This window comes from Brevundimonas sp. (assembly GCF_030704825.1).
GTDB lineage: Bacteria > Pseudomonadota > Alphaproteobacteria > Caulobacterales > Caulobacteraceae > Brevundimonas.
In genome coordinates this window covers 23,514-48,859 of sequence record NZ_JAUYNX010000036.1, presented here as the reverse complement: position 1 = coordinate 48,859, position 25,346 = coordinate 23,514, and the positions used below count along the sequence as shown (strand labels likewise).

At 69.2% G+C, this 25,346-nt stretch carries 24 protein-coding genes; 15 read left to right on the top strand and 9 right to left on the bottom strand.

Annotated features, from left to right (window positions below; all coding sequences use genetic code 11):
• The first annotated feature begins 70 nt into the window (after positions 1-70).
• From pyrH to lpxB, 13 genes are read left to right on the top strand one after another with little or no spacing between them, the layout of a single operon-like run.
• Positions 71-811, top strand: coding sequence for a UMP kinase (gene pyrH / locus Q8Q71_RS15840; protein ID WP_305760565.1), 741 nt, complete (start codon positions 71-73; stop codon positions 809-811).
• 35 nt (positions 812-846) lie between these two features.
• A complete protein-coding gene (frr, locus tag Q8Q71_RS15835) occupies positions 847-1,404 on the top strand; it encodes a ribosome recycling factor (protein ID WP_055829332.1) in 558 nt (185 codons plus the stop codon).
• A 30-nt stretch (positions 1,405-1,434) separates the two neighbouring features.
• On the top strand, positions 1,435-2,202 hold the full coding sequence (uppS, locus tag Q8Q71_RS15830) for a polyprenyl diphosphate synthase (protein WP_305760564.1): 768 nt from the start codon (positions 1,435-1,437) through the stop codon (positions 2,200-2,202).
• The gene (locus Q8Q71_RS15825; protein WP_305760563.1) at positions 2,202-3,017 is read left to right on the top strand and encodes a phosphatidate cytidylyltransferase; all 816 of its coding nucleotides are present in this window, start codon (positions 2,202-2,204) and stop codon (positions 3,015-3,017) included. Before uppS ends, Q8Q71_RS15825 begins: the two co-directional genes overlap by 1 nt.
• The gene (gene dxr / locus Q8Q71_RS15820) at positions 3,014-4,210 is read left to right on the top strand and encodes a 1-deoxy-D-xylulose-5-phosphate reductoisomerase (RefSeq protein WP_305760562.1); all 1,197 of its coding nucleotides are present in this window, start codon (positions 3,014-3,016) and stop codon (positions 4,208-4,210) included. The genes Q8Q71_RS15825 and dxr overlap by 4 nt, the downstream gene beginning before the upstream one ends.
• 23 nt (positions 4,211-4,233) lie before the next feature.
• Entirely contained in the window at positions 4,234-5,448 is a 1,215-nt protein-coding gene (locus tag Q8Q71_RS15815; protein WP_305760561.1) for an RIP metalloprotease, read from the top strand.
• A 32-nt stretch (positions 5,449-5,480) separates the two neighbouring features.
• Positions 5,481-7,919, top strand: coding sequence for an outer membrane protein assembly factor BamA (gene bamA, locus Q8Q71_RS15810; RefSeq protein ID WP_305760560.1), 2,439 nt, complete (start codon positions 5,481-5,483; stop codon positions 7,917-7,919).
• Positions 7,920-7,952: 33 nt separating this feature from the next.
• Positions 7,953-8,531 carry an OmpH family outer membrane protein gene (locus Q8Q71_RS15805; protein WP_305760559.1) on the top strand — a complete coding sequence of 193 codons (579 nt, stop codon included), beginning with the start codon at positions 7,953-7,955 and terminating at the stop codon, positions 8,529-8,531.
• A gap of 7 nt (positions 8,532-8,538) precedes the next feature.
• The gene (lpxD, locus tag Q8Q71_RS15800; protein ID WP_305760558.1) at positions 8,539-9,543 is read left to right on the top strand and encodes a UDP-3-O-(3-hydroxymyristoyl)glucosamine N-acyltransferase; all 1,005 of its coding nucleotides are present in this window, start codon (positions 8,539-8,541) and stop codon (positions 9,541-9,543) included.
• A gap of 25 nt (positions 9,544-9,568) precedes the next feature.
• Positions 9,569-10,036 carry a 3-hydroxyacyl-ACP dehydratase FabZ gene (gene fabZ / locus Q8Q71_RS15795; RefSeq protein ID WP_305760557.1) on the top strand — a complete coding sequence of 156 codons (468 nt, stop codon included), beginning with the start codon at positions 9,569-9,571 and terminating at the stop codon, positions 10,034-10,036.
• Positions 10,033-10,821 carry an acyl-ACP--UDP-N-acetylglucosamine O-acyltransferase gene (gene lpxA, locus Q8Q71_RS15790; RefSeq protein WP_305760556.1) on the top strand — a complete coding sequence of 263 codons (789 nt, stop codon included), beginning with the start codon at positions 10,033-10,035 and terminating at the stop codon, positions 10,819-10,821. Before fabZ ends, lpxA begins: the two co-directional genes overlap by 4 nt.
• The gene (locus Q8Q71_RS15785) at positions 10,818-11,648 is read left to right on the top strand and encodes an LpxI family protein (protein WP_305760555.1); all 831 of its coding nucleotides are present in this window, start codon (positions 10,818-10,820) and stop codon (positions 11,646-11,648) included. The genes lpxA and Q8Q71_RS15785 overlap by 4 nt, the downstream gene beginning before the upstream one ends.
• On the top strand, positions 11,645-12,820 hold the full coding sequence (gene lpxB, locus Q8Q71_RS15780; RefSeq protein ID WP_305760554.1) for a lipid-A-disaccharide synthase: 1,176 nt from the start codon (positions 11,645-11,647) through the stop codon (positions 12,818-12,820). The genes Q8Q71_RS15785 and lpxB overlap by 4 nt, the downstream gene beginning before the upstream one ends.
• 31 nt (positions 12,821-12,851) lie before the next feature.
• Here lpxB and Q8Q71_RS15775 read toward each other — a convergent pair whose 3' ends face one another.
• The 3 genes from Q8Q71_RS15775 to gltX form a co-directional block, all read right to left on the bottom strand.
• A complete protein-coding gene (locus tag Q8Q71_RS15775; protein ID WP_305760553.1) occupies positions 12,852-13,298 on the bottom strand; it encodes a hypothetical protein in 447 nt (148 codons plus the stop codon).
• A gap of 108 nt (positions 13,299-13,406) precedes the next feature.
• On the bottom strand, positions 13,407-14,708 hold the full coding sequence (gene gltA, locus Q8Q71_RS15770) for a citrate synthase (RefSeq protein ID WP_305760552.1): 1,302 nt from the start codon (positions 14,706-14,708) through the stop codon (positions 13,407-13,409).
• Positions 14,709-14,773: 65 nt separating this feature from the next.
• The gene (gene gltX / locus Q8Q71_RS15765) at positions 14,774-16,198 is read right to left on the bottom strand and encodes a glutamate--tRNA ligase (RefSeq protein ID WP_305760551.1); all 1,425 of its coding nucleotides are present in this window, start codon (positions 16,196-16,198) and stop codon (positions 14,774-14,776) included.
• On the opposite strand from gltX, the gene Q8Q71_RS15760 reads away from it, so the two are divergent.
• The gene (locus Q8Q71_RS15760) at positions 16,197-18,365 is read left to right on the top strand and encodes a ComEC/Rec2 family competence protein (protein WP_305760550.1); all 2,169 of its coding nucleotides are present in this window, start codon (positions 16,197-16,199) and stop codon (positions 18,363-18,365) included. The two genes, gltX and Q8Q71_RS15760, sit on opposite strands and share 2 nt — an antisense overlap.
• On the opposite strand, the gene lexA is transcribed toward Q8Q71_RS15760, so the two are convergent.
• The 4 genes from lexA to Q8Q71_RS15740 form a co-directional block, all read right to left on the bottom strand.
• Entirely contained in the window at positions 18,346-19,038 is a 693-nt protein-coding gene (gene lexA / locus Q8Q71_RS15755) for a transcriptional repressor LexA (protein WP_305760549.1), read from the bottom strand. The two genes, Q8Q71_RS15760 and lexA, sit on opposite strands and share 20 nt — an antisense overlap.
• A gap of 95 nt (positions 19,039-19,133) precedes the next feature.
• Positions 19,134-19,925, bottom strand: a complete 792-nt coding sequence (trpC, locus tag Q8Q71_RS15750; protein WP_305760548.1) for an indole-3-glycerol phosphate synthase TrpC — start codon at positions 19,923-19,925, stop codon at positions 19,134-19,136.
• Complete coding sequence (gene trpD, locus Q8Q71_RS15745; RefSeq protein WP_305760547.1) at positions 19,922-20,956, bottom strand: anthranilate phosphoribosyltransferase; 1,035 nt, start codon at positions 20,954-20,956, stop codon at positions 19,922-19,924. Before trpD ends, trpC begins: the two co-directional genes overlap by 4 nt.
• Positions 20,956-21,546, bottom strand: a complete 591-nt coding sequence (locus tag Q8Q71_RS15740) for an aminodeoxychorismate/anthranilate synthase component II (protein WP_305760546.1) — start codon at positions 21,544-21,546, stop codon at positions 20,956-20,958. Before Q8Q71_RS15740 ends, trpD begins: the two co-directional genes overlap by 1 nt.
• Before the next feature lie 105 nt (positions 21,547-21,651).
• Between Q8Q71_RS15740 and Q8Q71_RS15735 the strand changes: the two genes are divergently transcribed.
• Positions 21,652-21,834 (top strand): peptidoglycan-binding protein, encoded by a 183-nt coding sequence (locus Q8Q71_RS15735; protein WP_305760545.1) that lies wholly within the window; start codon positions 21,652-21,654, stop codon positions 21,832-21,834.
• On the opposite strand, the gene trpE is transcribed toward Q8Q71_RS15735, so the two are convergent.
• Both trpE and Q8Q71_RS15725 read right to left on the bottom strand, forming a co-directional pair.
• Complete coding sequence (gene trpE / locus Q8Q71_RS15730; RefSeq protein ID WP_305760544.1) at positions 21,831-23,342, bottom strand: anthranilate synthase component I; 1,512 nt, start codon at positions 23,340-23,342, stop codon at positions 21,831-21,833. The genes Q8Q71_RS15735 and trpE overlap by 4 nt on opposite strands.
• On the bottom strand, positions 23,339-25,258 hold the full coding sequence (locus tag Q8Q71_RS15725) for a peptidylprolyl isomerase (RefSeq protein WP_305760543.1): 1,920 nt from the start codon (positions 25,256-25,258) through the stop codon (positions 23,339-23,341). Before Q8Q71_RS15725 ends, trpE begins: the two co-directional genes overlap by 4 nt.
• Between the last annotated feature and the right edge of the window lie 88 nt (positions 25,259-25,346).

The following is a 25,346-nucleotide window of genomic DNA, read 5'->3' as shown; positions in this document are numbered from 1 at the left end:
CAGTCAGGCCTTTGAACCGGCGGGTTCGCTTCCTATAAGGAGCCGAATCCGCCGCCCCCAGGACCGCCCCATGCCCGACGCCCCGCCCGAGTTTCTCTACAAGCGCGTCCTGCTCAAGGTCTCGGGCGAGGTGCTGATGGGCGATCAGGCCTATGGCATCGACATGAAGACCGTCGCCACGGTGGCCCAGGCCGTGGCCAATGTGGCGCGCGAGGGCGTGGAGATCTGCCTCGTCATCGGCGGCGGCAACATCTTCCGCGGGCTGAGCAAGGCCGCCGGCGACATGGAGCGCGCCACCGCCGACTATATGGGGATGCTGGCGACCGTCATGAACGCCCTGGCCATGCAGGCGGCGCTGGAGAAGATCGGCGTCCAGACCCGGGTGCAGAGCGCCCTGACCATGAACGCGGTGGCCGAGCCCTATGTGCGCCGCCGGGCGCTGCGCCATCTCGAAAAGGGCCGGGTGGTGATCTTCGCCGCCGGCGTCGGCGCCCCCTTCTTCACCACCGACTCGGGCGCCGCCCTGCGGGCCGCCGAAATGGGCTGCGACGCCCTGCTGAAGGGCACCAGCGTGGACGGCGTCTACACCGCCGACCCCAAGAAGGATCCGACCGCGACGCGGTACGACACCCTGACCTATCACGACGTGCTGGCGAAGGACCTGAAGGTCATGGACGCCTCGGCCATCGCCCTGATGCGTGACTCGGGCATTCCGATCGTGGTCTTCTCGATCCGGGAAGACAATTCGCTGCGTCGGACGTTGACGGGGGAGGGGACCTTCACGGTCATCTCATCCAAAAAGGCCGCCTGAGCCTTCAAAGCCAAGAAAACGCGAGAGAAACGACCATGGCCAAGCCTGACCTGAAAACCTATCGCGAGCGGATGGACAAGTCCGTCGCCGCCCTGAAGGAAGAGTTCAACGGCCTGCGCACCGGCCGGGCCAACGTCGGCCTGCTGGATCCCGTGCAGGTCCAGGCCTACGGCTCGAACGCGCCGCTGAACTCGGTCGCGGCCATCAGCGTGCCCGAGCCGCGCATGATCTCGGTCAACGTCTGGGACAAGTCGATGGTCGGGCCGGTCGAGAAGGCCATCCGCGCGGCCGGCCTGGGCCTGAACCCGATCGTCGACGGCCAGACCCTGCGCATCCCCGTGCCGCCGCTGACAGAGGAGCGCCGCAAGGACCTGGCCAAGCTGGCCGGCAAATACACCGAACAGCAGAAGATCGCCGTCCGCAACGTTCGCCGCGACGCCAACGAGGACCTGAAGAAGGCCGAAAAGGCCGGCGAGATCAGCCAGGACGAGCAGAAGAAGATGGAGACCGAGGTCCAGAAGGACACCGACGCGGCCATCAAGCGCATCGACGAGGCCTTGAGGGCCAAGGAAGTTGAGATCATGCAGGTTTGACGGCGCGAATTGCCGTAGGATACGCGTCGCATGCCCGCCGAGCCCCTTCATCCCGCGCCGATTGACGGACCGCGCCACGTCGCCCTGATCATGGACGGCAACGGCCGCTGGGCCGAGGCGCGCGGCCTGCCGCGCGCCATGGGCCACAGGGAGGGTGTGCAGGCGCTGAAGCGCACGGTCGAGGCGGCTCCCCGGTTCGGCATCCGCTGTCTGACGGTGTTCGGCTTCTCGACCGAAAACTGGCGTCGGCCGGCGGAGGAAGTCTCCGACCTGATGGGGCTGGTCCGCTCCTATGTCGCCAGCGACCTGAAGCGGCTCGAGCGCGCCGGGGTACGGGTGCGGGTGCTGGGCCGCCGCGCCGGCCTGCCCGACGACATCGCCGCCATCATCGACCGCGCCGAGGCGAGCACGGCGCACAACGAAAAATTCCTGCTTCAGGTCGCCTTCAACTACGGCGGACGGGCCGACATCGTCGATGCGGCCCGGCGCTACGTCGACCGGGCCCTGGCGGGCGAGACGACCGGCCCCCTGGACGAGGAGACCCTTGGGGCGGGCCTGTCCACGGCCGGCGGCCCCCCGGTCGACGTGATCGTGCGCACCTCGGGCGAGCAGCGGCTGTCGAACTTCCTGCTCTGGGAGGCCGCCTACGCCGAGTTGGTCTATCAGCAGGTGCTGTGGCCCGACTACGGGCCGGAAGCGCTGGCGGATGTGGTCGAACAATACCGTAACCGGGATCGCCGGTTCGGGGGGCGGGCCGCGCCGACCGGGCTTGTCGCGCCCGCCCACGCGGCCGGCTGATGGCGGTCAAGGCCGGCGACATTGGCCTGAGGGCCGCCTCCGCCGTCGTGCTGGCGCCGGCGGCCGTGCTCGCCATCTGGGCCGGCGGTATGTGGTTTCTCGCGCTCATGCTGCTGGCCTGCGCCCTGCTGGCCATCGAATGGGCGATGATGAGCGCCGCCCGGGCCTGGCGGGTGATGGCCGGCGCGGTGGCCTTCGGCCTCGTCGCCGGCGTGGTGGCGGCGCATGCCGGGCAGTTGTCGCTGGCGCTGGTCATGCTGGTCTTCGGCGCCGTGGCCGCCGGCCTGTTCGCGCGCAATCGCGGCCAGGAGGCGCTGGATGCGGCCTACGGCGTGCTCTACCTCGGCTGGCCGGCCGTCCTGCTGATCTGGCTGCGTGACGTCGACACGGCGACGGGCCTGGCCTGGACCGTGTCCGCCTTCGCCATCGCCTGGGCGTCGGACATCATGGCCTATCTGGTCGGCAGCCTGGTCGGGGGACCCAAGCTGTGGCCCCGTTTCTCTCCCAACAAGACCTGGTCGGGCTTCATCGGCGGACTGGCCGCCGGGACGGCCGCAGGCGCGGTTCTGGCGACCTTCCTGCGCATGGACATCGGCCCGCTCTGGGGCGCGGGGCTGGGGCTGGCGGCGGCGTTGGCGACCATGGCCGGAGACCTGTGGGAATCGGCGCTGAAGCGGCGCTACGGGGTCAAGGACGCGGGCAAGCTGATTCCAGGCCACGGCGGTCTGCTGGACCGCGTGGACGGCCTGATGTTCGCCGTGGTGGTGGTGGCCTGCGGGCGGCTGCTGGCCGGCGTGTTCGGAGGCGGAGCATGATCCGCCGCCGCGTCACCGTCCTGGGGTCGACCGGATCGGTCGGCTGTTCGACGCTGGACCTGATGGACCAGGCCGAGGCCGCGGGCACGGGCGCCTTCGAGGTGGAGGCCCTGACCGGCGGCGCCAATATCGCACGTCTGGCCGAACAGGCCCGGCGCTGGAAGCCGAAACTGGCCGTCACCGCCGATCCCGCCCGTCTGGGCGAATTGCGCGCCGCCCTGGCGGGAACCGGCGTGGAGGCCGCCGCCGGCGATCAGGCCGTGATCGAGGCCGCCGTCCGGCCGGCCGACTGGATCATGGCCGCCATCGTCGGCGCCGCCGGCCTGAGATCGGCCTGGGCCGCGGCCTCGATCGGCGCAACGCTGGCCCTGGCCAACAAGGAAAGCCTCGTCTGCTGCGGTCCGGCGCTGATCGAGCGGGTCCAACGGTCCGGCGGGCGGTTGATTCCCGTGGATTCCGAGCATTCGGCCATCCACCAGGTCTTTCCGCACGATGCGCCCGAAAGGGTCGCGAAGCTGGTCCTGACCGCCTCGGGCGGACCGTTCCGCTCGACGCCGCGCGCGGCGCTGGCGGCGATCACCCCGGAGCAGGCCGTGGCCCACCCCAACTGGAGCATGGGGGCCAAGATTTCGGTCGACAGCGCCACCATGGCCAACAAGGGGCTGGAGGCGATCGAGGCGGCCTATCTGTTCGACATGCCGGCCGACCGGATCGAGGTGGTGGTCCATCCGGAATCGATCATTCACAGCCTCGTCGAATACGTCGACGGCTCGACCCTGGCCCAGATGGGGCCGCCGGACATGAAGACGCCGATCGCCTATGCCCTGGCCTGGCCGGATCGCATGGCGTGGAACGCGCCCAAACTCGATCTCGCCGCCCTGGGGCGGCTGACCTTCGAGACGCCCGACGCGGATCGCTTTCCGGCGTTGAAACTCGCGCGTGAGGCGTTACAGGCGGGCGGCGCGGCGCCCATCGTGTTCAATGCCGCCAACGAGGTCGCGGCCCTGGCCTTTCTTGACCGTCGGCTGGGCTTTCTCAATATTGCCGCAGTCGTCGCCGACACCTTGTCGCGCGTGACGGCCTCGGGGGTGGATTCCGGTTCCGACAGCGCTTGCGACGCGGCCCTGGCCGTGGATGCGCAGGCGCGACGGATGGCGGAATCGATCATTCGCGGCATCGCGGCGGCAGCCTGAATGGCGGAGGGACCCTTATCGGCATGACGGGCTTTCTCGGTCAGGCGCTGCTCTACACCGTACCCTTCCTGCTGGTGCTGACGTTCATCGTCACCATCCATGAGCTGGGCCATTTCCTCGTCGCGCGCGCCTTCGGCGTGAAGATCGACCGGTTCTCCGTCGGTTTCGGCAGGACCATCGTCGCCCGCACGGACAAGCACGGAACGGAATGGCGGCTGGCCTGGCTTCCGCTGGGGGGGTACGTCAAGTTTTCGGGCGATCTGGACGCGTCCAGCGTACCGGACCAGGCGGGTCTGGCCGAACTGCGCCAGCGCGTCATCGCGGAAAACGGCCCTGGCGCCGAGCGCGACTATTTCCATTTCAAGCCGATCTGGCAGAGGGCGTTGATCGTGGCCGCGGGACCGGCGGCCAATTTCCTGCTGTCGATGGTGCTCTTCACCCTGCTTTTCAGCGTCGTCGGCGAACAGATCTCGCCGCCCCGTGTCTATCAGGTGGCTCCGGGATCGCCGGCGGCCGAGGCGGGCTTCCGCCCCATGGATATGATCAGGTCCGTGAACGGGCGACCCGTCTTCGAGAGCGCGCAGGTCACCAATACGGTGATCCTCAGCGCGGGCGATCCCCTGACGTTCGTTGTCGATCGGGGAGGGCAGGACGTGACCCTGGTCGCTACCCCGGCGCGGCGACTGGAACAGGACGAACTGGCCGGAAGGGTGCGCGTCGCCCGTATCGGCCTTGTCCTCGCCCCGCTGCAGTCCGACGTTCGCTTCCGCCGGCTCAATCCCATCGAGGCCGCGGGCAAGGGCGTCGAAACCATCGGCACGACCGTGGCCACGACCGGGACCTATATCGGCCGCATCTTCGCGGGCAGGGAATCGGGCGATCTGCTGAGCGGCCCGATCGGAATCGCGAGGGCCGCCGGGGGCGTCACCCAGCAGGCGGTGGCGGCGAATCCCGATCCCGGCTGGATGGCCCGCAACCTCGCCCTGACGTTTATCAGCTTCGCCGCCATAGTTTCGATCGGAATTGGCATTGTTAATCTGCTGCCGATACCGGTCCTCGACGGGGGCCACCTGCTGTTCTACGGCTATGAAGCTGTGGCCCGCAGGCCAGTCCCCGCCCGCGTTCAGGAGGTCGGCTATCGCGTCGGTCTTGCTTTGCTGGCGGGATTGATGTTGTTCGCCACCTGGAACGACCTGCAGAAGCTGAGCCTGTTCAAATTCCTCGGCGGGTTCGCATGACGAGCCGACGCCAGCCCCCGATGGTTTCCCGAATGATCCGACAAGATGCGTCCGCCCTCCGTTTCGCCCGAGGCCTGAGCCCGAGCCTGCTGGCCCTTGCGGTCGCCGCGGGACTGGCCGGTCCAGCCCTGGCCCAGACCGCGCCGGCCATCCAGCCGGGCGCCCCGATCGAGGCCGAACCCGCGCCGACGCCCCAGCCGGGCCCGCCGCAGGAAGAGCGGCTGGTGGTCAACCGGATTCTCGTGCGCGGCAACCAGCGCATCGACCAGACCACGGTGCTGTCCTATCTGCCGATCCAGCCCGGCGACACCGTGGACGCGTCGGTTCTGGACGTCGCGGTGCGCACACTGACCCGCACCCAGCTGTTCGCCGACGTCCAGCTGGGCGTGCAGCCCAACGGGGACCTGGTCGTCGAGATCGTCGAAAATCCCATCATCAACCAGGTGGTGTTCGAGGGGAACGGCGCGATCAGCGAGGACAAGCTGACCGAAGAGGTCACCCTGAAGCCGCGCGGCATCTATACCCGCGCCCGGATTCAGGAAGACGTCGGCAAGATCGTCGAACTGTACCGCCTGTCCGGCCGCATCTCCGCGACCGTCACGCCCAAGATCGTCCAGCTGGACCAGAACCGCGTCGACGTGGTGTTCGAGATCGACGAGGGCCCGGAAACCGGCGTGCGGGCCATCACCTTCCTGGGCAACAGCGCCTTTTCCGACAATGACCTGCGCGAGGTCATGGTCACCACGCAGTCGGCCTGGTGGCGGCTGTTCACGACCAACGACAACTACGATCCGAACCGGCTGGACTACGACCGCGAGCAACTGCGGAAATTCTACACCAACCGCGGCTACTACGATTTCCGGATCCTGTCGGCGATCTCCGAGCTGGCCCCCGACGACAGCGCCTTCGCCATCACCATGACCGTGGAGGAGGGTGATCGCTACAATTTCGGAACCGTCGACGTGGTCACCGAGAACGACCGCCTGAATCCGGATTTCCTCAAACTGCTGCTGCCGATCCGGACCGGCGACCTGTACGAGAGCGACAAGATCGAATCGGCGGTCGACGCCCTGACGTTCGCGGCGGGGTCGGCGGGTTACGCCTTCGTCGAGATCGAGCCGAACTATCGGGCGAACTCCGAGACCGACACCGTCGACGTGACCTTCAACGTCAAGGAGGGCCAGCGGGTCTACGTCGACCGGATCAACGTCATCGGCAACACCCGCACCCTGGACAACGTCATCCGCCGCGAGATGATGCTGACCGAGGGCGACGCCTTCAACCGCACCCTGCTGGAACGGTCACGCAACAATCTGCGGGCCCTGGGCTTCTTCAAGGACGTGACCGTCGAGGAGGCGCGCGGCTCGGCGCCTGACCGGTCCGTGGTCAATGTCACGGTCACCGAACAGCCCACCGGCGAACTGTCGGTCGGCGCCGGCTTCAGTTCGGTGGACTCCTTCGTGGTCAACCTGGGCATCACCGAGCGCAATTTCCGCGGCCGGGGCCAGAACGTCGTCGCGCGCGTCGAATGGGGCTCGCTGCGCCAGCAGATCGACTTCCGCTTCACCGAGCCGAAATTCCTCGGCCGCGATCTCCGCGCCGGTTTCGACGCCTTCCACTCGCGCTACGATCTCAGCGAATATTCGTCCTACGACTACCGTTCGACCGGCGGCGGCGTGCGCCTTTCCTATCCGCTGAACGGCTACACCCTGCTGAGCACCCGCTACTTCCTCAAGAGCGACGAGATCATTGTCCCGACGGGCTATTGCACCGGCGCCGGCGCGGGTTCAAACGCCCTGTGCGACCAGGTCGGCTCGTTCCTGAACTCCTCGGCCGGCTACACCCTGCTGGTCGATCGCCGGAACGATCCGGTCAGGCCGACCCGCGGCTGGACGGGCTCGTTGCGTCAGGATTTCGCCGGCATCGGCGGCGACGTGAACTATATCAAGACCGAGGCGGACGTCTCGGCCTACTGGGGCATCACGCCCGCCTGGGTGGTCACGGCCACGGCCTCGGCCGGCTATATCGGCGGCTGGGGCGGGGACCCGATCCGGATCAACGATCGCTTCTTCAAGGGCGGCAACAGCTTCCGCGGCTTCGAGACGGCGGGCATCGGTCCGCGCGACATAACGCCGGGCACCAACAACGACGCACTGGGCGGTAATTTCTACGCCATCGGCACGCTGGAGCTGACCGTTCCCAACGGCCTTCCGGAAGAATACGGCATCCGCACCTCCCTGTTCACCGACGTCGGCACCCTCGGCCTGCTCGATGACCGCTATACGGTCGACGCCAACGGAAATCCGAATCTGAACATCGTCGACGAGCTTGCGCTTCGGGCCTCCGCCGGCGTGAGCATCCACTGGCGCTCGCCCATGGGGCCGATCCGGTTCGACCTCAGCACCATCCTTGGTCAGGAAGAGTACGACAAGACCGAAACCTTCCGCTTCTCGACTTCAACCCAGTTCTAGCCGCGGGACCGTGTCCCGCACCAAAGGTTCAAGATGAAACTGTTCGCCATCGGCGCTTTCGCCCTCGCCTCCCTGGCCGCCGGCTCCGCCGCCGCCCAGGCCCAGGCCCCCGCCAACCCCGGCCCGGTCATCCCCGGCGTCTGCGTGTTCCACAATGACCGCCTGCTGGCCCAGTCGACGGCGGGACAGTCGGTCCAGACCGGCATGCAGCGGCTGGTCACCGAGGTGCAGGGCGAGCTCGCTCCCTACGCCGCTTCGCTGCAAACCGAGATGCAGGCGCTTCAACAGGGCGGCCAGACGGCTGATCCCGACGGCTCGCGCGGCCGCGCCTGGCAGCAACGGGCCCAGGAGGCCCAACAGCTGGAGCAACGCCGTCAGGCCGAGCTGCAGTACACCCAGCAGATGCAGATCCGGACCATCGCCCAGGCCGCGGACCCGATCCTGGTCGCCGTCTATCAGGAGCGGGGCTGCGGCGTGCTGCTGGACCGTTCGGCCGTCTACATTTTCAACCCGGCCATGGACGTGACCGACGTGGTCATCCAGCGCCTGAACACGGCGCTGCCGTCGGTTTCGTTCAACCGCCTCGAAGTGCCGGTCCAACAGCAGCAATAAGGCCGCCATGCCCGATCCGCGCTTCTTCGACAGCCTGCCGGCGCTGGACGTCGCCGAGCTGGCCAGGCGGATCGGGGGCGAAGTCATTCGGGGCGGAGATCGCCAGGTCTCCGCCGTCGCCCCGCTGGCGTCCGCGGACGCGGGGGAGGTGGCCTTTCTGGGCGACCGTAAATTCGCCGCCGCCCTGGGTCTGACCCGGGCCGGCTGCGTGATCGTTCCTGCCACGGCGCTGGAGTCGGCCCCGGCCGCGGCGGCGGTCATTCTTTCGAACGAACCCCAGGCCGCCTGGGCGCGGGCCTCGCTGGCCCTGCACCGCGCCATCGGCATCGGCGAGGCCGCCGATCCCAGGGAGGCGGCCGAGGACGATACGGTCGTGTTCGAGCCGGGCGTGATCCTCGGCCAGGGCGTCCGCATCGGACGGGGCAGCCGTATCGGCGCCAACAGCGTCATCGGCGCGGGCGTCCAGATCGGGCGCGATTGCGTCATCGGCTCCAACGTCAGCGTCGGCTTCGCCCTGATCGGCGACCGCGTCCGGCTGCTGTCCGGCGCGCGCATCGGCGAGCCGGGCTTCGGAGCGGCCCCCTCGAAGGCCGGTCCCGTCGACATTCCGCAACTCGGCCGGGTCATCCTGCAGGACGGGGTCACCGTCGGGGCCAATTCCTGTATCGACCGCGGCGCCTACGATGACACGGTCGTCGGCGAGAACACCAAGATCGATAATCTGGTCATGATCGGCCACAACTGCGTGATCGGCCGCAACGGCCTGATGGCCGCGCTGACCGGCATTTCCGGATCCTGCATCGTGGGCGACAACGTCATGTTCGGCGGTCAGGCCGGCGTCGGCGACCACATCCGTATTGGCGACAGGGCCCGGGTCGCGGGCGGCGCCGGAGTGCTGGCCGATATTCCGGCCGGCGAGACCTGGTCCGGCTATCCCGCCAAACCGATCCGACAGTCCTTGCGCGAAGCGATCTGGCTCGCCAAACAGGCGTCCGGAAAGGCGCGTTCCTAGCGCCGACGGCGAGGAAGGCCGAAGGATGAGCGACGACGGCAAGATCGACTACGCCGAGGTGATGCGCAGGCTGCCGCACCGCTATCCCTTCCTGCTGATCGACAAGGCTGAGGACTTCGTGCCGAACACCTCGATCACCGGCATCAAGAACGTCACCCACAACGAGCCCTATTTCCCGGGCCATTTTCCGATCGACCCGGTCATGCCCGGCGTGATGATCATCGAGGCCATGGCCCAGACCGGCGCCCTGCTGATGTCCAAGTCGATGGACGTCTCGGTCGAGGGCAAGGTGATCATGTTCATGTCGATCGACGGCGTCCGCTTCCGCAGGCCGGCCCGTCCCGGCGACCAGCTGCGCATGCAGGTGGTGGTGACCCGGATGCGCGGCGACATCTTCAAATTCCGCGGCGAGACCTTCATCGACGGCAAACTGGCCTCCGAGGCGGATTTTGCCGCCATGATGGTCACGGTCGACCAGCCGGTCGCGCCGTGAGCCGCGTCCACGCCACGGCCAGCGTGGACGCCGGCGCGCAGATCGCCGACAGCGTCGAGATCGGGCCATGGTGCACCGTCGGTCCCGGCGTGGTGTTGAAGGACGAAGTGCGGCTGGTCAGCCATGCGGTGGTCCAGCGGGACACGACGGTCGGGGCGCGGACGGTCATCCACCCCTTCTGCGTCATCGGCGGCGACCCGCAGCACGGCGGATACAAGGGAGAGCCCGTCCGTCTTGAGATCGGCGAGGACTGTCTGGTGCGGGAGCACAGCACCTTCAATCGCGGCACCCCGGGCGGCGGCGGCCTGACGAAGATCGGCAGGGGCTGTCTGTTCATGACCGGGGCCCATGTAGGTCACGATGCGGTGGTGGGCGACAATGTCACCTTCGCCAATCACGCCACCCTGGGCGGACACGCGGTGATCGGCGACCGGGTCTTCCTCGGCGGGCTGTGCGCCGTGCATCAGTTCGGCCGCGTGGGGCAGGGGGCCATCGTCGGCGGTCTGGCGGCGGTGACGCGCGACGTCATCCCCTATGGCTCGGCCTGGGGCAATCACGCCCGCCTGCACGGCCTCAACCTGGTCGGGCTCAAGCGCAAGGGCTACGACAAGTCGGCCATTCGCCGGCTGCTGGCGGCCTACCGCGACCTGTTCGAGGGCGGCGGGACCTTCGCGGCCCGGCTCGAGGCGGTCGAGGCCGGCTATGCCGACCTGCCCGAGATCATGGAGATCACCGCCTTCATCCGCGCGGACGGCAAGCGTCCCCTGTGCCTGCCGGGCGAATGAGCAAGCTCGGCCTGATCGCCGGCGGCGGGGCGCTGCCGGTTTCGGTGGCGGCGCGGTGCGAGACCGAGGGCCGGCCGGTCTTCCTGGTGCGGCTGACGGGGTTCGCCGATCCCCATCTGGCCCGCTATCCGGGCATCGAGGCCGGCATGGCCGAGATCGGCAAGGTGCTGTCGGCCCTGAAGAAGGCCGGCTGCGACGCGGTCTGTTTCGCAGGGACCGTCAACCGTCCGGATTTCAAGACCCTGAAGCCCGATTTCAAGGGCGCGACCTTGCTGCCGGGCATCATCTCCGCCGCGACCAGGGGGGATGACGCCCTGCTGCGCAAGATCCTCTCGATCTTTGAGGCCGAGGGCTACGCCATCGAGGGCGCCGACGACATCCTTGGCGGAGAAACCCTGCCGGCCGGCGCGCTCGGCGCGATCCAGCCGACGTCCGACCAATTGGCTGATCTTAGAAAGGCGCTGTACGTCGCGGAAAAGGCCGGAGAACTCGATATTGGTCAGGGCGCCGTGGTCTGCGACGGGCTGGTGCTGGCGGTCGAGGCCCAGGAGGGCACCGACGCCATGCTGGCCCGGGTCGCCGGACTCCCGGCCGACCTGCGCGGATCCGGTCCCGCGCGGAAGGGGGCCTTGGGCAAGGCGCCCAAGCCGATCCAGGATCTGAGGGTCGACATGCCGGTCATGGGCGCTCGGACGGTCGAGATGGCGGCCGCCGCGGGCCTGGCGGGGGTCGGCGGGGTCGCCGACAAGCTGATCGTCATCGACCGCGACGGCGTCGTCGCGGCCGCCGACCGGCTGGGGCTGTTCGTCTGGGGCGAGACGCGTTGAGCCGGCCGCTCAAGATCATGCTGGTCGCCGCCGAGGCCTCGGGGGACGCCCTCGGGGCCGGGCTGGCGCGGGCGCTCAAGGCGCGCCTGGGGCCGGACATCGCCTTCGTCGGCGTCGGCGGAGCGGCCATGGCGGCGGAGGGCGTCCAGAGCCCGTTCGATATCGCGGAGCTGTCGATCCTGGGCTGGCTCGAGGGGCTGAAGGCCTACGGGATCGTCAAACGTCGGGTCGCCGACACGGTGGCGCTCGCCGTCGCGGAAAAGCCCGATGCGGTCGTCCTGATCGACAGCTGGGGCTTCACCATCCGTGTCGCCAAACTGATCAGGAAGGCGCTGCCGAACGCCAGATTGATCAAATACGTCGGGCCGCAGGTCTGGGCTTCGCGTCCGGGCCGGGCGAAGACCCTCGCCGCGTCCGTCGATCACCTGCTGGCCCTCTACGTCTTCGATGCGCCCTGGTTCGAGCGCGAGGGCCTGCCGACCACCGTGGTGGGCTCGCAGGCCCTGCACGTGGACATGAGCGAGGCCGATCCGGCGCGGTTCCGCGCCTCGCACGGCATCGCGCCCGACGCCCCCCTGCTGCTGGTGCTGCCCGGCAGCCGGCCGTCCGAAATCCGCCTGATGACGCCGGTCTACGAGGCCGCCGTCGCCCGTCTGAAGAAGTCGGACCCGTCGCTGGAGGTGGCCGTGGTCGCCGCCGGCACGGTGGCGCATGAGGTCGCGGCCCGCGTCGCCGCCTGGCCGTTCAGGGCCCACCTCGTACCCGAGGCGCGGAAATACGACGCCATGCGCGCAGCCACGGTCGCCCTGGCCACCAGCGGCACGGTCTCGACCGAACTGGCCCTGGCCGGCGCCCCGATGGTCATCGCCTACCGCTTCCAGCCGCTCAGCTATGCGATCATGAAGCCGTTCTTCACGGGCAAGTACGCCACCCTGTTCAACCACGCCGCCGACGAGGAGATCGCGCGCGAACTGATCCAGAACGACGCCACGCCCGAGAGGGTGGCGGCGGAGGTCGGCCGACTTCTGGCGGACCCGGACGCGCGACGGACGCAAGCGGATCGGCAGACGGCGGCCCTGGACCTGATGGGCCGGGAAGGCCGCGATCCGTCGGAGGTCGCGGCGGAGGCGGTGCTGCGAGTGATCGCGGCGAAGGCGGGCAGCGCGTCGTGATATCGCAATCGCGCGCAGGACCGGCCTGAGGCTAGCGGCCGAAATGCTGGTCCGCGGCGTCCCGTGCGGCTTCCGGTCCCGGAAGAAGCGGACTCTGGAGGCGGGCGTAGTTGCAGGCCCCGGTGAGCATGGAGGCAGGCGGGGTGCCGGTTTGGCGCGCGGATGATGTGGTTTCTCCGGCCACATCGCCCATGTGCATGGTGTGAAAATATTTGCCGTATACGACCACGCGAGAGACGTTTGCGCCGCAGTCCACCTCGTTGAGCATCGTGAGGCCGTTCGTGGTCCCGTCGCTTTGGGTGTCCTTCAGGAAAACCCATCCCCAGGCTTGAATGCGACCGTCGCCCAAGGGCCGCGGCTCCCCGATGTACCCGACCGCCTGGGGTGAGACAAAGACCTGCCGCAACGGCTCCAACGGCGCGACAGGCGTGTCCTGGGCGATGAGCGCACCGCTCATCATGAGTGCGGAAAAGATCATCAAGGTCTCTCGGTCAGAGTTGACCTCGAAGTTTGCTCCGGGCAGCGAAAGCGGCCACCTTCGAAACCTGACGAGCCGGGGCCGCCCGGGTCTCGCCTCCCGAAGGCCTCAGTCCCGGTTCTGGATTGGTACGTAATCCCGCTCGGTCGGTCCCGTATAGAGCTGGCGCGGGCGGCCGATCTTCTGGCCGGGGTCGGCCATCATTTCCTGCCACTGGGCGATCCAGCCGACGGTGCGGGCCAGCGAGAACAGCACGGTGAACATCGAGGTCGGGAAGCCCATCGCCGACAGGGTGATGCCCGAATAGAAGTCGACGTTCGGGAACAGTTTGCGCTCGATGAAATACTCGTCGTTCAGGGCGATCCGCTCCAGCTCCTTGGCGACCTGGAACAGCGGATCGTTGGGATCGCCGACGGCGGCCAGCACCTCGTCGGCGCTCTCCTTCATCACCCTGGCGCGGGGGTCGTAGTTTTTGTACACGCGGTGGCCGAAGCCCATCAGCTTGTATTTCTTGGCCTTAACGCCCTCGATGAACTCCGGGATCCTGTCCGGGGTGCCGATCTCCTTGAGCATGTTCAGCGCCTCCTCGTTGGCGCCGCCGTGCGACGGACCCCACAGGCAGGCGATGCCGGCGGCGATACAGGCGAACGGATTGGCGCCCGACGAGCCGGCCAGACGCACGGTCGAGGTCGAGGCGTTCTGCTCGTGGTCGGCGTGCAGGATGAAAATGCGGTCCATGGCCCTGGCCAGGACCGGATTGACCACATAGTCCTCGGCCGGGACCGCGAAGCACATGCGCAGGAAATTCTCGGCGTAGTTCAGGTCGTTGCGCGGCGAGATGAACGGCTGGCCGATGTGATACTTGTACGCCCGCGCCGCGATCGTCGGCATCTTGGCGATCAGCCGGATCGCCGAGATGTTCCGCTGCACCGGATCGTGAATGTCCAGGCTGTCATGATAGAAGGCCGACAGCGCCCCGACCGTTCCGACCATGATCGCCATCGGATGGGCGTCGCGGCGGAAGCCCTCGAAGAAGCGGTCGAACTGGGCATGCAGCATCGTGTGCATGGTGATGTTGCGCTCGAACGCCTCGTACTGGGCGGCGGTCGGCAGTTCGCCGTGCAGCAGCAGATGGCAGACTTCGATGAAGTTGGACTTCGACGCCAGCTGGTCGATCGGATAGCCGCGATGCAGCAGGGTGCCGATGTCGCCGTCGATGAAGGTCAGGGCGCTTTCGCAGGCCGCGGTCGAGGTGAAGCCGGGGTCGTAGGTGAAGGCGTCTGTCGCCGCGTAGAGCTTGCGGATATCGATCACATCGGGGCCGGTCGAACCCGCGAGAACCGGCAGGTCGACGGACCTGTCGCCGTAGGTAAGGGTGGCCGTGCCGGCGGGTTTGGCGTGTTCAGTCATTGCAGCCCCTGGAGGTTAGGCGGCGGATCGGCGCGGGGAGGCGTAATCCACGGTCTGGTGAATTGTCAGATAGTCTGTTGCAGCGCGTCATCCAAGCGCCCGAGGCTTTCTTCGCGTCCCAGGGCGGCCAGGGTTTTGGCGATGTCGGGCGAGACCCCGTCCCCGGTCAAGGCTGCACGCACCGCGGGGCCGATCTTGCCGAAGCCGACGGCCTCTTCCTCGGCGAAGATCCTAAGCTCGGCCTCCAGCGCGAAGACGTCCCAGCTCGCGAACAGTTTCAGGCGGTCGCGCAGGCGGCCGATCCGCTCGCCCGATTCGCCGGTCAGCATCGGCAACGCCTTCTCGTAGATCGCCAAGGGCCGGGTCTTCAGCACGAAGGCGGTCTGATCCGCCAGCTCCAGGGTCGTCTTCGCCCTGTCCTTCACGAACGGCATGGCCTTCAGCAGCCGGGCCTCGTCGTCCGGGCCCAGCGGGTGACCGCGCCCCAGATGGACGTCGAGCGTCATCTTGGCCAGCCGGTCGTCGTCCGCCAGCCGGATCCAGTGGGCGTTGACGTGGGCCAGCTTGTCGAAGTCCAGCCGGGCGGGGGCCTTGCCGACACCGGCCAGATCGAACCATTCCAGCGCCTGGGCGTCGCCGAACAGTTCGTCGTCGCCGTGGGCCCAGCCCAGCCGGGCCAGATAGTTGCGCATCGCCTCGGGCAGATAGCCCATGGCGGCGTATTCGTGCACCGCCTGGGCCCCGTGCCGCTTGGACAGCTTGGCGCCGTCGGGGCCGTGGATCAGGGGGATGTGGGCGAAGCTCGGGCGCGTCCAGCCGAGCGCATCGTAGATCAGGCTCTGACGGGCGGCGTTGTTCAGATGGTCGTCGCCGCGGATGACGTGGGTCACGCCCATGTCGTGGTCGTCGACCACGACGGCCAGATTGTAGGTCGGAGCTCCGTCCGAACGCAGCAGCACCAAGTCGTCGAGATCATCGTTCGACCAGCTGACCGCGCCCTGGACCTGGTCCTCGACCGTCACCTGACCGGGCCGGGGGCGGCGGAAGCGGACGACGTGGGGCTGGGTCAGATCGTCCACGGAGGGCTCGCGGTCGCGCCACGGGGATTCGAACGTGCGCCGCTCGGCCTTGGCGAGGTCGCGCAGACGGCCCGTCTCCTCCGCCGAGGTGAAATCGCGATAGGCTCCGCCGCGCTCCAGCAGCTCGTTGACCACCTCGCGGTGGCGATCCGCCCGGCTGTACTGGAACACCGGCTCCTCGTCCGCGAACAGCTCCAGCCAGCTGAGGCCGTCGAAAATGGCCTTGACCGCTTCGTCCGTGGAGCGTTCGCGGTCGGTGTCCTCAACCCGCACCAGGAACTTCCCGTTGCGTCCCTTGGCATACAAATAGTTGAAAAGCGCTGTCCGGGCGCCTCCTATGTGCAGGGAACCCGTCGGGGAGGGGGCGAAGCGCGTGACAATAGCGAGCGTGGGGTCGGATGGGGAGGCCATGGCGGGCGTTATAGCGCCGGCGCCGCCGAATCCCAGCGTCCGTGCGCGCATCGGCGGCTTCCTTGCCGCACAGGTCGCCGCCCAGGCGCTGCGCTGGCGGCTGTGGGCGCCCGTGGCCTTCGGCGCCGGATGCGCCGTCTATTTCGCGCTCGGGACGGAGCCGCCGGCCTGGCCGCTGACGGTCGGAGCGTTCGTCGTCGTCGGGGTCTGGCTCGGCGTGCGCCGCATGGCGCCGGCGAGAATCTGGACCCTGCCCCTGATGCTGTCGGCCTGTTTCGCGCTCGGCATCGCCGCGGCGAAATTGCGGACCGACGCGGTGACGGCTCCCATCGCGCCCGCCATGGCCGCGCCCACCGTGGTCGAAGGCTGGGTCGTCGACGTCGACAGCCCGGGATCCGCCGGCCCGCGCGTGATGATCGCGCCGGTCAGGGTCCGCGGCCTGGCGCCGGAGGCGACCCCGATCCGGTTGCGGGCCACGGTCCGGGGCGCGGCGCCGGAACCGGGACAGGCGGTGCGGCTGTTCGCCATCCTCAACCCGCCGCCGGCGCCGGCCAGTCCCGGGGCCTACGACTTCGGCCGCAACGCCTTCTTCCAGAGCCTCGGCGGAGTCGTCTTCTCGCTCGGCGAGACGCGGCCGGCCTGGCTGGCGCCGCCGCCCTGGCGGATCAGGGCGGCCATGGCGGTCAACGGCCTGCGCTACGACCTGGCGAAGCGGATCGTGGCGCGGCTGGGTCCGCGGACCGGCGGGATCGCCGCCGCCATGGCGACGGGCCACGAGGCCTGGCTGGATCCGGACGATGTCGACGTCATGCGGGATTCCGGCCTGGCGCACATTCTGTCGATCTCGGGTCTGCACATGGCGGTGGTCGGCGGCTTCGCCTTCTTCCTGGTGCGCCTTCTGGTCGCGGCCTGGCCATGGTTGGCGCTTCGTGTCCCGGGCAAGAAGGTTGCGGCGACGGTCGGGCTGCTGGCGGTCGGGACTTATCTGGTCGTGTCCGGCTCGCCGGCGCCGGCCGAGCGGGCGGCGGTCACGGCCTCGATCGCCTTTCTGGCCATACTGCTGGACCGCCAGGCCATAACCATGCACGCCCTGGCGGTCGCGGCCTTCGTGGTGCTGGTGCTGCAGCCCGAGGCCATCGTCACGCCCGGCTTCCAGATGTCGTTCGCGGCGACGGCGGCTCTGGTGGCCCTGGTCGAGGCGTGGCCGGCGCGGCCGCGCGAGATTTCGGCGCCGTGGCCGATCCTGGTCGTGCAACGCATCGGCGCCTGGCTGGGCATGGCGGTGATGGCCAGCCTAGTGGCCGGGGCGGCGACGGGCCCGTTCGCCATGCAGCATTTCAACCGGACGGCCATGTACGGCCTGGGCGCCAATCTGGCCACGGCGCCCCTGTCCGATTTCGTCATCATGCCGATGCTGGCGTTGGGCGCCCTGCTGGAGCCGCTGGGGCTGGGCGCGCCCTTCCTGTGGCTGGCCGGGCAGGGGATCGGCTTCATGCTGGCCGTCGGCGAATGGACGGCGGGGCTGCCAGGGGCGGTGCGGACCGTGGCCAGCGCGCCCGATTTCGTCCTGCCCGTCGCCTTCCTCGGCGTTCTGTTCTGCTGCCTGTGGCGCGGACCTTTACGCTGGCTGGGCCTGCCGTTCGCGGCGGCGGTCATGCTGTGGCCGCGCGATCCGCCCCCGGACCTGTGGATCGGCGACGGCGGGACCAATGCGGCCTTCGTCGTGGCGGGAGAGGCCGTGGTCATGCGGCCCGGCGTGCGCCAGTTCGCGGTCGACGTCTGGTCGCGGCGCCGGGGCCTGGCTCCGGTCGACCGGGCGGCGGAGGGCTGGACCTGCACCCGCTTCTCCTGCGCGCCCGGCGAGGCGGATCGCGGTCCGCTGGCGATGTGGTGGGGCCGGCGGGCGCCGTCGGCGGCGCAGATCGACGCCCTGTGCCGGTCGGCGCCGGTAGTCAGCCTGCGGGCTGCGGTCGTCGCCCTGCCGCCGTCATGCGACGGGCGGCTGGTGCTGGACGGGACGGACTATGCCCGCGGCGGGGCGATCGAGTTGTGGCGCGACGGACCGGCGACTGCGAACCGCTGGCGGGGCGTATGGTCGGCGGATGTGCGCGGCGACCGGCCGTGGAGCCGGCTTGGCGATCCCGACGTCAGTGATAGCGACGGATGAGGCCGACCAGCTTGCCCTGGACCTCGACCTGGTCGGGACCGAAGATGCGGGTCTCGTAGTTGCGGTTGGCGGGCTCGAGCGCGATGGAGCCGCCCTTCTTGCGCAGGCGCTTCAGAGTGGCTTCCTCGCCCTCGACCAGGGCCACGACGATGTCGCCCGAGGTGGCGGTGTCGGTCGATTTGATGACCACCAGATCGCCGTTCAGGATGCCGGCCTCGATCATCGAATCCCCCTCGATCTCGAGCATGTAGTGCTCGCCCGCGCCCAGCATGGCCTCTGGCACCGGATAGCGGGCGGTCTCATGTTCGATCGCGGCGATCGGAGTGCCGGCGGCGATCTTGCCCATCAGCGACAGTTCGCGGATGTCGTTGGCGGGCTCGGTCGTCATCGGCCGGCCGCCCCCCTGGATGACGTCGGGGCGGAACGGCTGACGGCCGCGCGTCTGGGCCGTCGTGGCCTGTTCCGGCAGTTTGATGACTTCCAGCGCCCGCGCCCGATGCGCCAGGCGGCGGATGAAGCCGCGCTCTTCCAGCGCCGTGATCAGTCGGTGGATGCCCGACTTGGACGCCAGATCCAGCGCCTCCTTCATCTCGTCGAAGGAAGGCGAGACGCCCGTCTCCTTGATGCGCTCATGAATGAACATCAGGAGTTCGTGCTGTTTGCGCGTGAGCATGGAGGTCCTCGAGGCGAATCCCGTTGCGGGAACGCTAGCGGAACAAACCGCAAACGTCCACAAGGTGTTCCTGTGCTGTTCCGGTTAAGGTCCGGTTACCGGAGGAGCGCCCGCGTCGCCGCCTCGACATCCGCCTGCCGCATCAGGCTCTCGCCGACCAGCACAGCCTGCGCATGGGCGTCCGACACCCGCTGCACGTCGTCCGGCGTGAAGATGCCGCTCTCGGCCACGAGCAGGGCGCGGACCGGGCTCAGCATGGCCAGCCGTTCGGTGACGGCGAGATCGACCTCGAAGGTCCGCAGCGAGCGGTTGTTGATCCCGACCAGATCGCCGCCCAGCTTGCAGGCGCGGACCATCTCGCCTTCGTCGTGAGTCTCGATCAGGGCGTCCATGCCGAACCGCTCCGCCTCGGCCAGCAGGTCGGCGGCGAGGGCGTCGTCGACCATGGCGAGGATGATCAGGACGCAGTCGGCGCCCAGGGCCCGACTCTCGGCGACCTGCCAGGGATCGACGAGGAAGTCCTTGCGCAGGCAGGGCAGGCCGACAGCGTCGCGCGCGGCGGTCAGGAAGGCGTCGTCGCCCTGGAAGCTGGGGCCGTCGGTCAGGACGGACAGGCACTGGGCCCCGCCGCGCTCATAGGCGCGGGCGAGGGACGGCGGGTCGAAATCGGCGCGGATCAGCCCCTTGGATGGGCTGGCCTTCTTGATCTCGGCGATCAGGGCGGGACGGCCGCTCGCCTCGACGTGGCGTTCCAGGGCGGCGCGGAAGCCTCGGGGCGCGGCGGCCTGACGCGCGAGCGCCTCGACGGCGTCCTGCGAGCTCGCGGCCTTGCGGCTGGCCACGTCCTCGCGCTTGTAGGCGGCGATTTCGGCCAGGACGTCGGTCACGCCGGCTCTTCCTCGATCACGGCTTGGGTCGACTCGACCAGATCGGCGAGGGCCTTGGCCGCGCGGCCATCGTCGATGACCCTGGCGGCCTGGGCCGCGCCCTCGGCCAGATCGGCGGCCCGGTCGGCGACGACCAGGGCGGCGGCGGCGTTGAGCAGAACGATATCGCGGTAGGCGCCGGGGGCGCCGTCCAGCAGGGCGCGCAGGGCGGCGGCGTTCTCTTCCGCGTCGCCACCGCGCAGGTCGGCGATATCCGCGACCGGCAGGCCGGCGTCCTGCGGCGTGACGGTGAAGCGCCGCACGGCGCCGTCCCGCCATTCAGCCACGCCGGTCGGGCCCGTGGTGGTCAGTTCGTCCAGACCCTGTCCGTGCACGACCCAGGCGCGCTCTGCTCCGAGCCGACCCAGGACCCTGGCCAGCGGCTCCAGCAGGCGGGGATCATAGACGCCCATGAGCTGACGCTTCGCGGACGCCGGATTCGAAAGGGGCCCCAGAAGATTGAAAACGGTGCGGAAACCGATCTCGGCGCGAACGGGCCCGACGTGGCGCATGGCCCCGTGGTAGGCGGGGGCGAACAGGAAGGCGATGCCGGCTTCGTCCAGCGAGCGGCGCTGCTGGGCCGGGGTGGCGGCGAGATTGACGCCCAGCGCCGCCAGCACGTCCGACGAGCCTGACTTCGAACTCAGGGCCCGGTTCCCATGCTTGGCGACCTTCAGGCCCGCGCCCGCCAGAACAAGGGCCGCGGCGGTCGAGATATTGAAGGTGTGCTGGCCATCGCCCCCGGTGCCGCAGGTGTCGATGACGTCGTAGGGGTGATCCAGCTTCAGGGCCGCGTCGCGCATGGCCGTGGCGAAGGCGGCGATCTCTTCCACGGTCTCGCCGCGGATGCGCAGGGCGGTGACGGCGGCGGCGACCTGGGCCGGGGTGGGCTCTCCGCGCAGGCAGGCGGCGAAGAAGGCGTGCGCCTCCTCCGTCGTCAGCACGCGGCCGTCGACCAGCTTGGCCAGGAGCGGTTTGAATCCCTCGGCCATCAGACCATCGCCGTGCGCTTGATGTTGGCCAGGTCGAGGAAGTTGGCGAGCAGATCGTGGCCGTGTTCGGTGGCGATGGACTCGGGGTGGAACTGGACCCCGTGGATCGGACGGGTCCGGTGCGCCAGCCCCATGATCTCGCCGTCAGCGGTCCAGGCGGTCACCTCCAGCACGTCGGGCAGGGTTTCCCGGCGGACGGCGAGGCTGTGATAGCGGGTGGCCGTGAACGGCGAGGGCAGGCCCCTGAACACGCTCTGGCCCCCATGCTCGATCGGCGAGGTCTTGCCGTGCATCAGGGCCTTGGCCCGGATCACCTCGCCGCCGAAGGCCTGGCCCATGGCCTGATGGCCGAGGCAGACGCCGAAGACGGGCATGTCCAGCGGCGCGGTGTCGAGGATGGCCAGGCAGATTCCGGCCTCGTTCGGCGTGCACGGGCCCGGCGACAGCAGCACCGCTTCCGGCTTCAGGGCCCAGGCCTCGGCGGCGGTCAGGTCGTCGTTGCGCACGACACGCGTCTCCGCGCCCAGCTCCGCGAGGTAGTGGACGAGGTTCCAGGTGAAGCTGTCGTAGTTGTCGACGACCAGGATCATGGTTCGGCTTCTAGGGGGTGCGCAGGGCCTCGCCAAGCGCCCAACGTCCGTAAGGCTTCGTTAACCGAACCCGCCTGAACTGCCGTGGTCCAGCGGGAGGCTTCCATGGCGCACACAGACATCACCAGGGCGCGCGGCCTGCTGGCCCCGCCCCTGCATCGCGCCAGTCCCTATGCGGCCCTGGGCGCGGCCGCGCTCGCCGCGATGGCGGCGGTGCTGATGGCGGGCGTGATGGTTCTGGGCCCGGGCGTCCGGTTCGACGAAACGACCGTCTCGACCCGGCCCTAGCGGTTGCCGAACGGATAGCGCCAAGCGTCCTCGGCGGCGCGCATCGGGGCGCGAGCCTTGGCCCTCGTCTCCGCATATTCGGCCGCCGGATCGCTGTCCGCGACCACCCCGGCTCCGGCCTGGACGAAAATCCGGCCGTCGGCGAAAAGGGCGGTGCGAAGCACGATGCAGATGTCGGCCTCGCCGCCGGCGGAGATGTAGCCGACGCCGCCGCCATAGCCGACGCCGCGCTTTTCGGTCTCCAGTTCGTCGATGATCTCCATGGCCCGCACCTTGGGCGCGCCTGACAGCGTGCCGGCGGGCAGGGCCGCCAGCAGCGCATCCACGGCGTCGAGATCGGGATGGGCGTCGCCCTGGACTTCCGAGACGATGTGCATGACCGAACTGTAGCGCTCGATGCGAAAGCTCTCGATCACCTCGACCGTGCCGGGCGCGGCCACCCGGCCGACGTCGTTGCGGCCCAGGTCCAGCAGCATCAGGTGCTCGGCCCGCTCCTTGGGATCGGCCAGCAGTTCGACCTCCAGGGCATGGTCGGCCTCGGGCGTGTCGCCGCGGGGTCGGGTGCCGGCCAGCGGGCGGATGGTGACCCGGCCGTCCTTGAGTCGGACCAGGATCTCGGGACTGGACCCGGCCAGCTGGAAATCGCCGAAGTCGAGGAAGAACAGATAGGGCGACGGATTGGAGCGGCGCAGGGAGCGGTAGAAGGCGAACGGATCGTCGGTCCAGGGCGCGGCGAAGCGGTGGCTGAGCACGACCTGGAAGATGTCCCCCGCCGCGATGTAGTCCTTGGCCCGGGCGACCAGGGCTCCGAAGCCGGCCTCGTCGACCGGGGAGCGGAAGACCGGCGCCGCCGCCTCGAACGCTGAGGGCAGGGCAGGCAGGGGAGTTCGCAACTCGGCTTCGAACCGGTCCAGCCGTTCCGCGGCGGCGGCCCAGGCGCTGCCAGCGTCCAGCCCGGAGTCCGGATAGGCGGGCGAGACCAGCACGATCTCGTGTTTCACGGAGTCGAAAATGGCGACCAGGGTCGGCCGGGTCAGGACCGCGTCGGGCAGATCGAGCGGGTCCGGATTGGGCGCGCCCAAGGGTTCCAGCAGGCGCACCATGTCGTAGCCGAAGACCCCGAACAGGCCCGCGGCCATCGGCGGCAGGTCCCCGGGCAGGTCGAGACGCGAGGCCGCGATCAGCGTACGCAGGGAAGTCAGGGCGTCGTCGGACTCGCGCTGGAAGCGCCCCGCCGCGATGGCGTCGCCGCGGGACAGTTCGGCCTCGCCGTCGCGGCAGCGCCAGACCACGTCCGGCTCGCGAGTGATGATCGAATAGCGGCCGTTGACCGCGCCGCCCTCGACCGACTCCAGCAGGAAGGCGTGGGTCCGGCCGTGGCCGACCTTGAGAAAGGCCGACACGGGGGTTTCCAGATCGTCCACCAGCCGCCGAACCACGACCTGCGGCTCGGCCCGCGCCCAGCCTCGCGCAAAAGCGGCGAAGACGCCGGGGTTCTTCGCCGTCATTGACCCGGCGGGGTCGCCGGCGTCGCCGGGGCCTCGGCCGCCAGGCCGAGGGCGGCGCGGGCCAGGGCCTCGTCGTAACGCGCCTTGCTGCGCTCGGCGGCGGCCTTGATCGCGGCCTCGCCGACAGCGTTGACGCTGTCCCCGGCCATTCGCTGGCGGAACTGTTCGGCCACCGGGGCGGCCAGCACTGGCGTCGCCAGGGTGATGCCGTCGGTCCGGCCGATGACGAAGCTGTCGGCGGTGTTCTGCTGCGAGAACGGCTCGCCGCGCCCGGCGCTGAACACGCCCCTGATCACGCCCTGGCCATACTGTTCCGCCGACTCACGGTTGAGGCCGGTCCCGGTCTGGATGGCGGCGCCGACCGAAGCGGCGACGGCGGCCAGGTCCTCGCCGCCGCGAACGCGGGCGGCCAAGGCGTTGGCGCGGGCGCCCAGCAGGCGGGCGTTCTCGCGCAGCGTCCACTGCTGCGCGAGCGGCGCGCGGATGGCCTCCAACGGAGGCAGGGCGGCGGGCGCGACCTCATCGACCCGGACCACGAAATACTGGCCCTGGCCCATGTCGACGACCTCGCTCTCGGCGCCGCGGCCCAGGGTCCACATGGTCTGGAGCAACTGGGGCGGCAGCGGCGGATTGATATCCTGGCCGTTGCGAAGCTTCCCGTCCTGCCGGATCGCAGGAATACGGATGATCCGGGCCCCGACCTCGCCCACGGCGACATCCAGCGTCTTGCCCTCCTGGCGCGCCTTCTCGTAGGCCTCGACGCGCCGATAGACGGCGGCGCGGGCGTCCTCCGCCCGCAGCTCCTGGATCACCTGCTCGCGGACGTCGGCCAGGGTCGCGGCGCGCCCGGGCTGGATGCCGGTCACCCGGGCGACGACGAAGCCGACGCCGGCCTGGATCGGAGGCGAGACCTGGTTTTCGGTCAGGCCAAAGACGGCGGCGGCGACGGCGGGATCGCCGAGGGCGCTGCGTGGCGTGTCGGCGTACTCGGCGGGCTGGATGCCGTTGGCGCGAGCCACCTCGGCCGGCGACTGCCCCGCGCGCAGGGCAGCGGCGATCCGGTCGGCGGCGGCGCGGTTGGGCGCGGTCAGGGTGACGAAGGTGCGTTTTTCGGGCAGCGAAAGGGCGTCGCGACGGAAGTTGAACCGCTCCTCGATGCGGGCCTCGGTCAACTCCGCGGCCGGGGCGGCACCATCGTCGAACAGCACCACCGAGGCCGTGCGCGATTCAGGCAGGCGCAGCTGGGCGGCGTTCTGGTTCATGAAGGCGGTCAACTGGGCGTCCGTCGGGGCAGGGGCGGTTCCCGCCATCGCCTGGGTCACCGTGAACCAGCGGCCGTCGCGGGTCTCCAGCGCCTGACTGGCCAGGATCGCTCCGTAAATGCGCGGCAGTCGCAGGGCGGCGCCAAGGGCGGCGCCGTAGTGCTGGGTGGAATACTGGTCGCGTAGACGGGCTTCGAATATCTCCGGGGTGGCGTTGTTCTCGGCCAGGGCGTTTTGATACTGTTCCTCGCTGAACTGGCCAGTGACGCTGTCGAAGAAGGCCGACTCCTGGCGAATCTGGCGAAGGATCAGATCACGGCCCGGGCGGACGCCGGCCTTCCAGGCCCAGTTGACGAAACCCAGTTGCTCGGCCTTTTGCTCCAGGTACTGGCGCAGGCCGCCGTCGGCGGTCAGCTCCTCGAAGCTCAGGGCGCGGCCAGCCTGCTGCTGGGCCTGTTCGCGGATTCGGTCCAGTTCGCCGCGGAACTCGACCGGGCTCATGCTGCGGTCGCCGGCCGAAACCACGTGCTTGGGACCAAGATTGCCCAGCACATCCATCTGGGAGCCGCCTGTCACCAGCAGCCCGAGGGCCAGAACGACCAGCAGGCCGATGGCCCATTTGGACTTGGCGAAGGTGCGGAAGGCGGTGAGCATGGTCGGTCCTGGCGGATCAGCGGCAAGGGTGCTGCTTGGCCTATAGGGTGTCAGCGCCACGCACGGCAAGACGATGGCGTGATTGTCG

Bases quoted from the DNA above. Each gene is read 5' to 3' on its own strand.
- Q8Q71_RS15775 (WP_305760553.1), bottom strand. From the start codon at position 13,298: ATGATCTTTTCCGCACTCATGATGAGCGGTGCGCTCATCGCCCAGGAC.
- Q8Q71_RS15740 (WP_305760546.1), bottom strand. From the start codon at position 21,546: ATGATCCTGGTCGTCGACAACTACGACAGCTTCACCTGGAACCTCGTC.
- dxr (WP_305760562.1), top strand. From the start codon at position 3,014: ATGATCCGCCGCCGCGTCACCGTCCTGGGGTCGACCGGATCGGTCGGC.
- frr (WP_055829332.1), top strand. From the start codon at position 847: ATGGCCAAGCCTGACCTGAAAACCTATCGCGAGCGGATGGACAAGTCC.
- fabZ (WP_305760557.1), top strand. From the start codon at position 9,569: ATGAGCGACGACGGCAAGATCGACTACGCCGAGGTGATGCGCAGGCTG.
- Q8Q71_RS15735 (WP_305760545.1), top strand. From the start codon at position 21,652: ATGGCGCACACAGACATCACCAGGGCGCGCGGCCTGCTGGCCCCGCCC.
- gltA (WP_305760552.1), bottom strand. From the start codon at position 14,708: ATGACTGAACACGCCAAACCCGCCGGCACGGCCACCCTTACCTACGGC.
- bamA (WP_305760560.1), top strand. From the start codon at position 5,481: ATGATCCGACAAGATGCGTCCGCCCTCCGTTTCGCCCGAGGCCTGAGC.
- trpD (WP_305760547.1), bottom strand. From the start codon at position 20,956: ATGGCCGAGGGATTCAAACCGCTCCTGGCCAAGCTGGTCGACGGCCGC.
- gltX (WP_305760551.1), bottom strand. From the start codon at position 16,198: ATGGCCTCCCCATCCGACCCCACGCTCGCTATTGTCACGCGCTTCGCC.
- lexA (WP_305760549.1), bottom strand. From the start codon at position 19,038: ATGCTCACGCGCAAACAGCACGAACTCCTGATGTTCATTCATGAGCGC.
- Q8Q71_RS15805 (WP_305760559.1), top strand. From the start codon at position 7,953: ATGAAACTGTTCGCCATCGGCGCTTTCGCCCTCGCCTCCCTGGCCGCC.
- Q8Q71_RS15725 (WP_305760543.1), bottom strand. From the start codon at position 25,258: ATGCTCACCGCCTTCCGCACCTTCGCCAAGTCCAAATGGGCCATCGGC.
- trpE (WP_305760544.1), bottom strand. From the start codon at position 23,342: ATGACGGCGAAGAACCCCGGCGTCTTCGCCGCTTTTGCGCGAGGCTGG.
- pyrH (WP_305760565.1), top strand. From the start codon at position 71: ATGCCCGACGCCCCGCCCGAGTTTCTCTACAAGCGCGTCCTGCTCAAG.
- lpxD (WP_305760558.1), top strand. From the start codon at position 8,539: ATGCCCGATCCGCGCTTCTTCGACAGCCTGCCGGCGCTGGACGTCGCC.
- uppS (WP_305760564.1), top strand. From the start codon at position 1,435: ATGCCCGCCGAGCCCCTTCATCCCGCGCCGATTGACGGACCGCGCCAC.
- Q8Q71_RS15815 (WP_305760561.1), top strand. From the start codon at position 4,234: ATGACGGGCTTTCTCGGTCAGGCGCTGCTCTACACCGTACCCTTCCTG.
- Q8Q71_RS15825 (WP_305760563.1), top strand. From the start codon at position 2,202: ATGGCGGTCAAGGCCGGCGACATTGGCCTGAGGGCCGCCTCCGCCGTC.
- Q8Q71_RS15785 (WP_305760555.1), top strand. From the start codon at position 10,818: ATGAGCAAGCTCGGCCTGATCGCCGGCGGCGGGGCGCTGCCGGTTTCG.
- Q8Q71_RS15760 (WP_305760550.1), top strand. From the start codon at position 16,197: ATGGCGGGCGTTATAGCGCCGGCGCCGCCGAATCCCAGCGTCCGTGCG.